Here is a 13,267-nt window from a genome sequence, read left to right as displayed (position 1 = left end):
GCCCCTTCTTTTCATTCGCTGGGCAATCAAAGCAGGGGCGGCGGAAACGCGGTCACAGTCTCGACAATCACCAAAACAAAGGCCGCCCCAAGCAGCCCGTCAAAACGATCATAGACGCCACCATGGCCGGGCAAAAGGTTGGAACTGTCCTTGACGCCCATATGTCGCTTGAGCGCGGATTCCGCGATATCGCCCATTTGGCTGGCCACACTCAACGCGACCGAAATCACGACCAGTTCAGCCCCGACACCTGTCACCGCCATGAAGACCCAGCCGACAATGGCCGCCCCAATCCAACCGGCGATGGTGCCCGACCATGTTTTCTTGGGGCTGACCGCTGGCCAGAACTTGGACCCACCGATCAAGCGCCCCGCGAAATAGCCCAAGATATCGGTCACGACGACCACCAGCACCAGCCACATCATCCATGTCAGGCCAAAGCTGTCGCGATGAATGATCAACCCGACCCCGGCCATCAGGATCATCACGATGGTCAACACGAATAACCGCCTGTGGCGCGCCAGCATGACCATCGCCGCCAAAGGCACGCAGAGTGCCAAGATCAGCGCAATGGCAAGCGGTGCAAGCTTGGTCGCCAAGATCGCCGCACCAGCAAGCAGGCCCAGCATCACCGCGCCCTGCCCCGCACCACCCAGCATCCGGACAAGTTCCCAGACCAAGGTGGCGACCAAGATCACGACAAGCGCGGTAAACCACCAGCCCCCGGCCCAGACCGCCGCAAGACCGACCAAAGCCAGCACGCCACCCGTGACCATGCGCGTGGCCAAATCGGAAAAGCTATCGCGGGCGAAGGCCAATCTATCCTCAGGCCATGACCGCGCCAAAGCGGCGTTCGCGCTGGCCAAAGCGGCCGATGACTTGGGCAAAGACAGCCGGGGTGAAATCGGGCCAGAGCGTGTCGATAAACTCATATTCCGCATAAGCGGATTGCCAGAGCAAGAAATTGGAAATCCGCGCCTCGCCCGAGGTGCGGATCACCAGATCGGGATCAGGCAGCACATAAGTATCAAGATAGCGCGGAAAGGTTTCATCACAGATGGCGCGTGGATCAAGCTTGCCCATCGCCACATCATGCGCCAATCGCCGTGCGGCGCGTGTCACCTCATCACGGCCACCATAGTTGAGCGCGATGGTCAGATTGGTGCCGGTATTGCCCGCCGTCATCAACTCCAGCCCATCCATCAGATCGACAAGCGCAGGTTCAAGCCGCACCCGATCACCGATGAAGCGCACGCGCACATTTTCTTCGAACAGCGCCTTGGCCTCGCGCCGGATATAGCGCTTGAACAGTCGCATCAGACCGGCCACCTCGGTCTGGGTGCGCTTCCAGTTCTCGGTCGAAAAGGCAAAGATCGTCAGGTAACGCACACCCAGATCAGGACAGGCGCGCACGATTTCCTTGACCCGGCGCGCACCTGCATGATGGCCAAGCAAGCGGGGCCGCCCACGCATCTGCGCCCAACGGCCATTGCCATCCATGATGATGGCCACGTGATGCGGATGTTTGGCGGCCTGCGACATTTGTGAAAATCCTAATACCGGAAAGACAAACAGAACGATAAGAAAATGGCCCATTTAGGGCCATTTGATCAGACCTGCATGATCTCGGCCTGTTTTGTCTCAAGGGCTGCATCGACCTTGGCGATATGGCCATTGGTCAATTCCTGCACCTCTTCCTCCCAAAGCTTCACATCATCCTCGGACATGCCCTTGGTCTTGGCTTTTTTGATCTGGTCCATGCCGTCGCGGCGGACATTGCGCACGGCCACGCGGGCGTGCTCGGCATATTGCGCGGCGACCTTGGTCAATTCGCGGCGGCGCTCTTCGTTCAACTCGGGGATCGGCAACATGATGATCGTGCCGTTGAGCTGCGGGTTGATGCCAAGGCCGCTGTCACGAATGGCTTTCTCGACCTTGCCGACAAGGCCCCGATCCCAGACATTGATCGTGACCATGCGTGGTTCCGGCACGTTGACGGTGCCCACCTGATTGATCGGCGTCATCTGCCCATAGGCATCGACCATGACAGGTTCCAACATGCTGGCCGATGCGCGCCCAGTCCTGAGCGAGGCAAATTCCGTGCGCAAGGCCGCCAATGCGCCATCCATACGCCGCGCCAGATCATCAAGGTCGATGTCAAGTTCGTCTTCTGCCATCTGCTCGGCCCTTTATCGCTCCTGTTGGCGACGCTCTTACCCAAAGCTGTGCGCGTTTTCCAGAACCCAAGTGCCAGTCATGCCAAGTCAATCGCCCGCGGTGGCGTTCAAGACACTTTTGTATATGTGCCGCGCCCGGCCAAGATCCCCTTGAACCCGCCCGGCTCATCAAGGCTGAACACGATGATAGGCAGGCTGTTCTCGCGCGCCAGCGCAATGGCCGAGGCATCCATCACCCCAAGGTGCTGGGCTAAAACCTCATCATAGGTCACGGTTTCGTAACGCTTGGCATCGGGGTGTTTCTTGGGGTCTTTGTCATAGACACCATCGACCTTGGTGCCCTTGAAGATCGCCTGACAATCCATCTCGGATGCGCGCAAGGTGGCGGCCGTATCGGTGGTGAAATAAGGGTTACCGGTGCCGGCGGCAAAGATGCAGACGCGCTTTTTCTCAAGATGGCGGATCGCGCGGCGGCGAATATAAGGCTCGGCCACCTCGTTCATGGTGATGGCGCTGATCACGCGGGTGAAGACACCGATTGATTCCAGAGAGGATTGCATCGCCAGCGCATTCATCACGGTCGCAAGCATCCCCATGTAGTCGGCGGTGGTCCGCTCCATGCCTTGCGCGCTGCCTTGCAGGCCGCGAAAGATGTTGCCGCCGCCGATCACCATGCAGATCTCAACGCCCAGATCATGGACCGATTTCACCTCGCGCGCGATGCGCTCGACCGTCGGCGGATGCAGGCCGTATCCCTGATCGCCCATCAACGCCTCGCCCGATATTTTCAACATCACCCGACTATAGCGGGCATCGGCCGGTGCGGTTGGGCTATCGGACATGGGAGGGCTCCTTGATATGGGACATAGACCACAGCGCATTGCGCGCGGCGCACCATGGTCTAAAATCGGACAGGGTTCAACGCCCCTTACAGCCACGACACAGACCACACGCACCTAACGTCACCATGACGCGAACATGAACGTCACAGAGCAACACATTGATTGACTTGAAAACCATCCCTGATGATCGCCCGGTCTTGATCGCGGGTCCGACCGCTTCGGGCAAATCCGCCTTGGCGCTTCGCATCGCGCAGGCGCAAGGTGGGATCATCGTGAATGCCGACGCCTTGCAGGTCTATGAAAATTGGCGCGTCTTGACCGCGCGCCCCGATAACGCCGATCTAGCGGCAACTCCGCATCACCTTTATGGCCATGTCGCATGGGACGCGCCCTATTCCGTGGGCCACTGGCTGCGTGAAGTGGCGGCGCTGATGGGCGGGCCGCGCCTGATCATCGTGGGCGGCACGGGGCTTTATTTTCGCGCGTTGACCGAAGGTTTGGCCGATATCCCGCCCACCCCGACCGATATCCGCGCCACCGCTGATCGCTTGTCACTGGCCGAAATGATCGCGGCGCTTGATCCCGCAACCGCCCAAGGGATCGACCTCAACAATCGCGCCCGCGTGCAGCGCGCATGGGAGGTGTGGCACGCCACAGGAAAAGGGCTTGCCGCATGGCAGGCCGAGACGCCAGCACCGCTGCTGCCGCTTGCAAGCTGCAGGGCGCTTGTGCTGGATGCGCCGGTTGAATGGCTGAATACGCGCATCGCACAGCGTTTCGATCTGATGCTCGCAAATGGCGCGCTTGACGAGGTCGCGGCCAACCTGCCCCATTGGACGCCAGCCTTACCGTCGATGCGGGCCATTGGCGCGCCCGAACTGATCGCCCATCTGCGCGGTGAGTGCAGTCTTGATGCAGCCCGCGATGCGGCCATCACCGCGTCACGCCAATATGCCAAGCGTCAGCGCACATGGTTTCGTGCGCGGATGGGGGCGTGGCGTGGCATCGATCCCAGTGTGGTGTGACGATTTCACAAAACCGACACCTTTCGCGCAATCAAAGGGCTGGCCCCCTGACGGGTTGCATAAATCAGACATCCAGCCCAGCCTTTCGGCATGACCGACTCAGCCCATGGCTTTCGCATCACCTCGCTTGGCAAGCTGCGCATGAAGGATGCGTGGCGGCTCGAGCTGCTGCATAGCCAGCCGCTCCATCGCCTCTATTGGATCACGCGGGGACAAGGCCGGGTCACGATCCGTGGCATCACGCGCGGCTATGGGCCGAACACGGCAATCTTTCTGCCCGCAGGCACGCAAATGGCGATTGAGCTTCCAGCGCAGCTGCAGGGGATCGAATTCGCCCTTCCGGCGGAGAACGGGCTTGGCATGCCGCAAACCCCGTTTCAGCGGCGCGTCGCGACAATCGAGGGACAGGCCAGCCTGACCGGCCATCTGGAAAGGGCCGAGCGCGAGTTGAACGCGCAAGCCCTGGCCATGGATCGCGCCTTGATGGGTTATGGGCTGCTGATCTCGGCATGGATGACGCGCGAGACGCAAGGTGACAATGGTTTGGCGCTGCGCGAAGGGTCACATCGCTTGGCCGAAGCCTTTGCCGATGCGGTCGAGGCGCGGTTTCGTAGCGGCGCTGGCGTGGCCGATTATGCCCAAACGCTGGGCGTGACGCCCACCCATCTGTCGCGTGTGTGTCGCGATGCCGCCGGACGGCCAGCGCTTGCGCTGCTCAATGAGCGGATCATTCACGAGGCGCGGCGGCTCTTGCGTGACACCGATATGCCCGCCCGCGAGATTGCCCAAACATTGGGCTTTTCATCGGCGCCCTATTTCACCCGCGCCTTTCAGCAAGCGACGGGCAAAACCCCAATCACATATCGCCAAGGCAGCTGAGGCCAAGCCTCCGTGCGACTCGATCTGTTGAAAAAAAAGTGAACAAGGGGTTGCGATCAGGGTCCATGTCGTTTTTGATCAGGGCTGGGTCGGGAACGGCCCAAGGTTGATCACAACTTGTGATTGACGCAACGCAAGAAAAACCGCGGAATGCGGGTATCCGATGGCTGACATATTTGGTGTCGCCGCGGGCAAAATGGGCGGCATCTTAGCCAGCCAGAGAAACGACACAGGGAGAAGACATATGATTGACCATTCCGGCGGAACGCGGACGACACATCCGGTCGCGGAAATGTACGCCCGCGAATACAAAGCGGGTCAAATGAACCGGCGCGAATTCCTGGTGCGCGCGACGGCGCTGGGTGTTTCAGCGGCAGCGGCCTATTCCATGATCGGGCTCAAGCCTGCCATGGCACAGCGTGCCACCCCGCCCATGGGCGGTAAGCTGCGCATCCAGCAAGGCGTGTTGGCACTGAAAGATCCGCGCACCTTCGATTGGTCCGAATTGGGCAATGTCACCCGGGGCCTGTTGGAATACCTGATCGAATACAATCGCGACGGGTCGTTCTCGGGCGTTCTGCTCGAAAGCTGGGAGGCCAATGCCGATGCGACCCAGTACACGCTGCGCGTGCGTCCGGGCGTCAAGTGGAACAATGGCGATGATTTCACCGCCGAGGATGTGGCCGCCAACTTCGTCGGTTGGTGCGACAGCACGGTCGAGGGCAATTCGATGGCCGCGCGCATGGGCGGTCTGGTCGATGCCAACACCGGCAAGGCGCGCGATGGCGGCGTGGTCGTCGTCGACCCGCTGACCGTGCAGATCAACCTGCCCGCCCCCGACATCACGCTGGTGCCCGGCATGGCCGACTATCCCGGCGCGATCCAGCACCGCGATTTGATCGGCACCAACCCGCTTGATCACGGCGTGGGCACGGGTGCCTACAAGATCGCCGACTACCAAGTCGGCATTTCGTGCCGTCTGGAGCGCAATACCGATCACGCCTATTGGGGCAATGCCTATCTCGACGAGGTCACCTTCGTCGATCTGGGGACCGACCCGGCGGCATGGTTTGCCAGCGCCGAGGCGGGTGAATTCGACATGACCTATCAAACGGTCGGCGAATTCGTCGACCTGTTCTCGGCCGTGGGCTGGAACCAGTCCGACGTCACCACAGGTGCCACCATCGTCGTCCGCCCCAACCAGCTGAACGCCCCCTACGACAATGTCGAGGTACGCCGCGCTATGCTGGAAGCGGTTGATCTGTCGGCGGTGCTGGAGCTGGGCATCAACGGTCAAGGCACGGTCGGCGAAAACCACCATGTCTGCCCGATCCACCCGGAATATGCCGAACTGCCCCCCATGGTGGTCGATAAGGCCGCAGCCAAGGCACGCCTTGCTGCAGCGGGTCATGCTGATCATGAGTTCACGCTTGTGTCGCTCGACGATGGTTTGGGTCGCTTCACCTGTGACGCGATCGCGGCACAGATGCGCGATGCCGGCATGACCGTCACGCGCGAAGTTCTACCCGGCTCGACCTTCTGGAACGACTGGCTGAACTATCCCTTCTCGGCGACCGAGTGGAACCATCGCGAGCTGGGTGTGCAGATCCTCAACCTTGCCTATCGCTCAGGCGTGGCATGGAACGAGACCGGCTTTTCGAATGCCGAGTTCGACAGCCTTCTCGTTCAGGCAAACGGCATTCAGGATGCCGATGCCCGCCGCGTGGTGACGGCCCGCTTGCAGCAGATCATGCAAGAAGAAGCGGTGACCTTCATCCCGTTCTGGCGCTCGCTGTTCCGCCACTATCGCGAGGGTGTCTTGAACGCCGATATGCATCCCAAGTTCGAGATCAACGTGCATCATCTGGGGCTTGCCTCCTGATCTGCACCTGAATTGCCGGGGCGGCCCAAAGGTCGCCCCGGTCCTCGGCCCCGGCTGCCTGAACCAACCCATATGTGGGACCGTCCAGCCGCGCGCGGCGCGATCTGGCGACCCTCTCGGCAAGGACACAGCGACGAATGGCATTTTTCATCCTGCGCCGCTTTGGCGTCATGATCTTGACGGCGCTTTGCCTGACGTTTGTGGTGTTTTTTCTTACCAATCTTGCCCCAAATCTTGAGAAATTGGCCAAGACCCAAGGCAACGCCCGCATGAGCGATGCCGAGGTGATCTCGTGGCTTGATCGCAACGGCTATGGCGGGCCCTTGGTGATGCGCTACGGCGAATGGCTGGGCGTGGTGCCGGGCTGGGTGCGCTATGACGAGCTGGCGCAGGAATGGCGCGGCCGTTGCTTCGAGAAAGGCGGATCGCCCGAGGATGCGCCGCGCTATTGCGGGCTTTTGCAAGGCGATCTGGGCCATTCCACCGTTTCGGATGACGAAGTGGCCAATATCATCGGTGGCCGCTTGGCGTTGACCGGCGTGTTGATGTTCTGGGCCTTTGCCGTGATCGTGCCATCGGCGCTTTTGGTCGGCGTTCTGGCCGGCATGCGCGAGGGCAGCCGAACGGATCGTGTCTTGTCCACCTTCTCCATCGGCACGACGGCGACGCCGGAATATGTATCAGGGGTGATTTTCATCGTGCTTTTGGCCTCGTCCCAGACGGGGATTTCGCCCTTGCTGGTGCAATGGGGATGGCTTGAAAGCGGCACCTTGTTTCTTGGCTCGGCGCGCAGCGCGATGGATGGGCCGAATTTCTGGAACTTCACCTTGCCGGTGATGACCATCGCCTTTTACGGCATGGGCTATATCGCGCGGATGACGCGCGCCTCCATGGCCGAGGTGATGACAGCGCAATATATTCGCACGGCCCGTCTCAAAGGGGTCAGCTTTCGCAATATCGTGCTCAAGCATGCGCTCAGAAACGCGCTGATCGCGCCTTTTACGGTCATCATGCTGCAATTCCCATGGCTTTTGACCGGTGTGGTGATCGTCGAGACATTGTTCAACTATAACGGCTTTGGCTGGACCTTGGTTCAGGCCGCGTCGAACAATGACATTGAATTGCTGCTGGCCTGTTCGGTCGTGGCCGTCTTCGTGGTTTTGGTGACACAGCTGATCTCGGATATCGGCTATGTCTATCTGAACCCGCGTATCCGCATATCCTGAGGAGGACGGACAGATGGAACCCCTGTCATGGTCCGGCGAAATCGGTCTCTTGCTCAACCCGATCCTGCTTGCGGCGGTGGTCGTGTTTATGGCCGCCTTCGTGGTCAATATCGCGCTCAGCTTGGGCGGCATGCGCCCCGGCGAGATGGTGATCAATGCCGATCATTCGCTTACCCTCCGGCGCGGACCAGTCGATTATTCGCTGATGACGATGCGCTATGCGGTGCTGGTGGTCTTGCTGGTCTTTATCGGCCATATCATCGGCGGCGTTGTTTTGAACGATCCGCAAAGATCGGGGATCATCGGCGCCATGGCCGCGCGGCTCACCCCTGTCTGGATCGGGCTTGTGGTGCTTTTTGCGCTTTCGATCAGCTTCAAGCGTCGCCTTGGGCTATATGGTAAGCTTTTCGACAGCCCCATCGGCATGACCGGTTTCGGACTGGTGATGTTTTGGGTTTTTGCGGCGGTCTTCGTGCAAAGCATCGCGCCGCATGGGCCCATCGATGTCATCAGCCAAATGCGCAACGAACTTCCGGGCAGTGTGTTGCCCGCCCCGCGCGAGGGGCAATATGTCTATTACCTGCTTGGCGGTGACAATCTGGGGCGCTGCGTGTTTAGTCGCATGATCTATGGTGCCTTCGAGGTGCTGAAGATCGCGCCACTTGCGACCTTGTTTGCCTTCATGGTCGGCATCACCCTTGGGGTGCCTGCGGGCTATTTCGGCGGCAAGCTTGATATCGGTGTGACCTTCCTCGCCAATCTGGTCTTGGCATTCCCGGTGATCTTGCTGTTCTACCTTCTTGTCACGCCCGAGATCGTGGCGGCAGGCATCCCCAACTACCTGTCGATGGTATTGTTCTTATTCCCGATCTTGTTCTTGGTGATCTTGTTCAATTCGCGCTATCGCACCCAGCCCGGCCTGCGAAATATCATCGTGGCGATCTGCGTCGGTGTGGGCGGGATCGCCTATATGTCATTGATCTCGGATGCATCCGACCCGGATTTGCCCCGCCTGTTCCGCCTCTGGCCCAAGGCGCTGGACCTGTTCGATGTGCCGGGGAACTTGCTGATCGTCTTTGTCTCGGTCGTTTTCGTCAACAGCCCGACGGTGTTTCGGATCGTGCGCGGCATGGTCCTCGATATCAAAACCCGCGATTATGTTGCCGCCGCGCAAACCCGTGGCGAAGGCCCGTGGTACATCATGCTATGGGAGATCTTGCCCAATGCGCGCGGGCCGCTGATCGTCGATTTCTGCCTGCGCATCGGCTATACGACCATCCTGCTCGGCACCTTGGGCTTTTTCGGTCTGGGCGTCAGCCCCGAAAGCCCCGACTGGGGGTCGACCATCAATGAGGGGCGGCGGCTTTTGACGATTTACCCCCATCCAGCGCTGCCCCCTGCCCTTGCCCTGATGAGCCTTGTGCTTGGCCTCAACCTACTCGCTGATGGCTTGCGCGAAGAAAGCCTGAAGGACTGATGATGCCGAATTTTCGTACGAAAGTTCGCACAGCGACAAATCTTCGTACGAAGATTTGTTGCCGCCCCTTGGAGGAGCGCAAGAATGCTTGACCAGACCCCAGAGGCTACGGCGATTGTGCCTGATACCTATGATGGCCCCATCCTTGAAATCGCCAATTTGTCGATTTCCTTTTTCACGCGGCTGCGTGAAATCCCCGCCGTGATGGATTTCTCCTGCGCCGTCATGCCGGGTGAGGCGATGGGGCTGGTGGGCGAGTCTGGATGTGGCAAATCCACCGTCGCATTGGGCGTGATGCAGGATCTGGGCGTCAATGGCCGCGTGGTCGGTGGCACGATCAAATACAAAGGCCGTGATCTGAACGCGATGAGCGCAGAGGAGTTGCGCGCCATTCGCGGCCGTGAGATCGCGATGATCTATCAAGAACCCATGGCCTCGCTCAACCCGGCCATGCGGATCGGTCAACAGTTGATGGAAGTGCCGATGATCCACGAAGGGATCTCGGAGAAAGAGGCGTGGGCGCGCGCGCTTGAGATGGTCAGCGATGTCCGCCTGCCCGACCCCGAGCGGATGCTGCGCTCCTACCCGCATCAGCTTTCGGGCGGCCAGCAGCAGCGCATCGTGATCGCCATGGCCTTGATGTCGAAACCCTCTCTCTTGATCCTTGATGAGCCCACCACCGCGCTGGATGTGACGGTCGAGGCGGCAGTGGTCGATCTGGTCAAAGATCTGGGCCGGAAATACGGCACATCGATGCTGTTTATCAGCCACAACCTTGGGCTTGTGCTGGAAACCTGCGACCGGATTTGCGTGATGTATTCGGGCGAGGCGGTCGAGACAGGCGCCATCTCGGATGTCTTTGACGAGATGCGCCACCCTTATACGCAAGCGCTGTTCCGCTCTATCCCGCTTCCCGGTGCGGATAAGACGACACGGCCCCTGCGTGCGATCCCCGGCAATTTCCCGCTGCCGCATGAACGCCCGCCGGGCTGCAATTTCGGGCCGCGCTGCGATTATTTCGAAGCGGGGCGCTGCGACGCCGGCCATATCGCTATGGCCGATATCGCGCATGGCGACCGCCATCAAAGCCGCTGTTTGCGGCTGGACGAAATCGACTGGGACGCGCCCATGGCTTTGCGCGAGGAACAACAGGCCACGGTCAAAGGCGATGTCGTCCTCAAGGTCGACAACCTCAAGAAATACTACGAGGTTGCGGCCAGCGCCTTGTTCGGGCGCGGCGAAAAGCGGGTGGTGAAAGCCAATGAAAGCCTCAGCTTCGAGGCGCGCGAAAGCGAGACATTGGCCATTGTGGGCGAGTCGGGCTGTGGCAAATCCACCTTGGCCAAGGTGCTGATGGGGTTGGAAACGGCGACTGAGGGCACCGTACTTCTCGATGGGCGCGAGATCCAAGATATCGCCATCGAAAAGCGCGACACGCGCACGGTGTCGTCGATCCAGATGGTGTTTCAAAATCCCTTCGACACGCTCAACCCCTCGATGAGCGTGGGCCGCCAGATCATGCGTGCGCTTGAAGTTTTTGGGATCGGCACCTCCGACGCCGCGCGGCGCGCGCGCATGTTGGAACTGCTCGATCTGGTCAAGCTGCCGCGGGCCTTTGCCGACCGCATGCCGCGCCAGCTATCCGGCGGGCAAAAGCAGCGCGTTGGCATCGCACGCGCCTTTGCGGGTGGCGCGCGCATTGTGGTGGCGGATGAGCCTGTCTCGGCGCTTGATGTCAGCGTGCAGGCGGCGGTGACTGATCTGTTGATGGAAATCCAGCGCCGCGAAAAGACGACGCTCCTCTTCATCAGCCATGACCTGTCCATCGTGCGCTATCTGAGCGACCGGGTGATGGTGATGTATCTGGGCCATGTGGTCGAGATCGGCACCACCGATCAGGTGTTCAGCCCGCCCTACCACCCCTATACCGAGGCGCTTTTGTCGGCTGTTCCCATCGCCGATACCAAGGTCACGAAAAAGCATATCGTGCTTGAGGGTGATATCCCCTCGGCGATGAACCCGCCGCCGGGCTGCCCCTTCCAGACGCGCTGTGGCTGGAAGGCAGAGGTGCCGGGCAATCTGTGCGAAACCCAGATCCCGCCGATGCGCCGCATGGCGGAAGGCCATGAAATCAAATGCCATTTGGCCGAAGATATCTTGGCCCGGATGGAGCCGGTGATCACCATCCCCGATCAAGCGTGATCAAGCTACTGTCACGCCACTGCCCTGCTCAAGGGCAATGGCGCCTAGAAACGCCTAGAATCTAGGCGAAATCTGAGGGGCCGCCGCGTGGCGCTGCCTAAAGCTTGTCGGCGTAAACGCGCGCCTTTAGCCATGGTGTGCAGGCTTTCACCGCCATGACGGATGAGGATGACATGACCAAATTTGCAACGCCCTTGGCCCTTTCACTGCTGGCGACATCGGCCTTGGCCCATCCCGGCCATGAGGCGGCGGGTGGTGTTGGGCATTGGCTGTCGGATCTGTCGCATGGCGCGGTCGTGTTGGGCGTCGCGGCTTTGCTTGCGGTGGTGATTGGTGGCGGCCTTGGTCTGCGCCGCCTGAGAAGGCGGAAAATCTAGGGCGACAAAACCCGCCCCATGCCGCATGCCGCCGCTTGATCCGTCCCGGTCCAAAGTTCCGCCGTGACACATATAGATTTTTGTGAATACATCTTTCCCAAAGGTCGGCAGGACGCCGCCACCAGAATGGGAGGATTAAATCATGAACATCACCCGCCGCAGCTTGCTTGCCACCAGCGGGGCCGCACTTGTGTCGACCACCCTGCCCCGACGCGGCTGGACTGAGACGCGGCTGCAACTGGCTGGCGGGGTCGAGATCTTGACCCTATCGGACGGCAACCTGACCCTGCCCGCCGATTTCATCTTTGGCCCGATGCCGAAAGATGAGTTGGCCACGATCTTGGCGCGCTTTGACATGGACCCAAGCGCACCGCTGACCCCACCCTGCAATATCACGCTGATGCGCCATGGCGATACATTGGCCCTGTTCGATGCGGGATCGGGCACCGGGTTTCAATCCAGCGTCGGCGCGCTACCCGATGCCTTGGCGGCGGCCGGGATCGATCCGTTGGACATCACCCATGTGATCTTTACCCATGGCCACCCCGACCACCTTTGGGGCGCGCTTGATGATTTCGACGAGGCGCTTTTTGCCAATGCGACCCATATGATGGGCCAGACCGAGTTCGACTATTGGATGGATGACGCCACCGTCGAGAGTATTGGCGAGGAACGCGCCAGTTTCGCTGTGGGGGCCAAGCGGCGGCTGGAGGTTCTGGCCGATGATATGGTGCTGTTTCATGATGGTGAGATGGTACTGCCCGATGTGCGCGCACAGCTCACACCCGGCCATACACCGGGGCATATGGCCTTTGTCATCGGGCAAGGGGCGGATGCGGTGATGGTGCTGGGCGATGCGATCGGCAATGGCCATATCGCTTTTGCAAGGCCGGAATGGACGTCGGGCTCGGACCAAGACCCTGAGATGGCGGCGGCAACGCGTGCCACGCTATTCGCGCAGATCACGGCAGAAGATATGGCCGTGATCGGCTTCCACCTGCCAGGCGGCGGGATCGGGCGTGTGACGCAAGCAGATGGCGGCTTTATCTTTCAGCCCGCCCTGTAACCCCGCCCAACCGGCGAAGAGCGCATGAAAAAGGGGGGGCTGATGGCCCCCCCGAGGTTCGCGTATCAGGCTCTGAATTGCTGCCCGAAGTTTCTGCCTGCGGCCTGATCCGCG

At 60.5% G+C, this 13,267-nt stretch carries 12 protein-coding genes; 8 read left to right on the top strand and 4 right to left on the bottom strand.

Annotation, left to right across the window (positions count from 1 at the left end; all coding sequences use genetic code 11):
- Nucleotides 1–26: 26 nt before the first annotated feature.
- The 4 genes from KG698_RS01110 to pyrH form a co-directional block, all read right to left on the bottom strand.
- On the bottom strand, nt 27–866 hold the full coding sequence (locus tag KG698_RS01110; RefSeq protein ID WP_367114014.1) for a phosphatidate cytidylyltransferase: 840 nt from the start codon (nt 864–866) through the stop codon (nt 27–29).
- Nucleotides 826–1,542, bottom strand: coding sequence for a polyprenyl diphosphate synthase (gene uppS / locus KG698_RS01105; protein WP_213683723.1), 717 nt, complete (start codon nt 1,540–1,542; stop codon nt 826–828). The genes KG698_RS01110 and uppS overlap by 41 nt, the downstream gene beginning before the upstream one ends.
- A gap of 68 nt (nt 1,543–1,610) precedes the next feature.
- Nucleotides 1,611–2,177 carry a ribosome recycling factor gene (gene frr, locus KG698_RS01100; RefSeq protein WP_213683722.1) on the bottom strand — a complete coding sequence of 189 codons (567 nt, stop codon included), beginning with the start codon at nt 2,175–2,177 and terminating at the stop codon, nt 1,611–1,613.
- 107 nt (nt 2,178–2,284) lie between these two features.
- Complete coding sequence (gene pyrH, locus KG698_RS01095) at nt 2,285–3,019, bottom strand: UMP kinase (protein WP_213683721.1); 735 nt, start codon at nt 3,017–3,019, stop codon at nt 2,285–2,287.
- A 158-nt stretch (nt 3,020–3,177) separates the two neighbouring features.
- Here pyrH and miaA point away from each other — a divergent pair, with 158 nt between their 5' ends.
- From miaA to KG698_RS01055, 8 genes are all read left to right on the top strand, one after another.
- Nucleotides 3,178–4,044, top strand: a complete 867-nt coding sequence (gene miaA / locus KG698_RS01090; protein ID WP_213683720.1) for a tRNA (adenosine(37)-N6)-dimethylallyltransferase MiaA — start codon at nt 3,178–3,180, stop codon at nt 4,042–4,044.
- A 90-nt stretch (nt 4,045–4,134) separates the two neighbouring features.
- Nucleotides 4,135–4,923 carry a helix-turn-helix domain-containing protein gene (locus KG698_RS01085; RefSeq protein WP_213683719.1) on the top strand — a complete coding sequence of 263 codons (789 nt, stop codon included), beginning with the start codon at nt 4,135–4,137 and terminating at the stop codon, nt 4,921–4,923.
- 244 nt (nt 4,924–5,167) lie between these two features.
- Nucleotides 5,168–6,805: an ABC transporter substrate-binding protein gene (locus tag KG698_RS01080; RefSeq protein WP_213683718.1), complete on the top strand. Its 1,638-nt coding sequence runs from the start codon at nt 5,168–5,170 to the stop codon at nt 6,803–6,805.
- 137 nt (nt 6,806–6,942) lie between these two features.
- Entirely contained in the window at nt 6,943–8,031 is a 1,089-nt protein-coding gene (locus tag KG698_RS01075) for an ABC transporter permease (protein WP_213683717.1), read from the top strand.
- Nucleotides 8,032–8,044: 13 nt separating this feature from the next.
- On the top strand, nt 8,045–9,508 hold the full coding sequence (locus tag KG698_RS01070) for an ABC transporter permease (RefSeq protein ID WP_213683716.1): 1,464 nt from the start codon (nt 8,045–8,047) through the stop codon (nt 9,506–9,508).
- 84 nt (nt 9,509–9,592) lie between these two features.
- A complete protein-coding gene (locus tag KG698_RS01065) occupies nt 9,593–11,710 on the top strand; it encodes an ABC transporter ATP-binding protein (RefSeq protein WP_213683715.1) in 2,118 nt (705 codons plus the stop codon).
- Between the two features lie 173 nt (nt 11,711–11,883).
- On the top strand, nt 11,884–12,087 hold the full coding sequence (locus tag KG698_RS01060) for a DNA translocase FtsK 4TM domain-containing protein (RefSeq protein WP_213683714.1): 204 nt from the start codon (nt 11,884–11,886) through the stop codon (nt 12,085–12,087).
- 142 nt (nt 12,088–12,229) lie between these two features.
- A complete protein-coding gene (locus KG698_RS01055) occupies nt 12,230–13,153 on the top strand; it encodes an MBL fold metallo-hydrolase (RefSeq protein WP_213683713.1) in 924 nt (307 codons plus the stop codon).
- The last annotated feature ends 114 nt before the right edge of the window (nt 13,154–13,267 follow it).

The organism is Roseicyclus sp. (genome assembly GCF_018402035.1).
Classification (GTDB): domain Bacteria; phylum Pseudomonadota; class Alphaproteobacteria; order Rhodobacterales; family Rhodobacteraceae; genus Roseicyclus.
The sequence above is the reverse complement of the archived record's forward strand: the minus strand, read 5'-3'. Positions and strand labels throughout refer to the sequence as shown.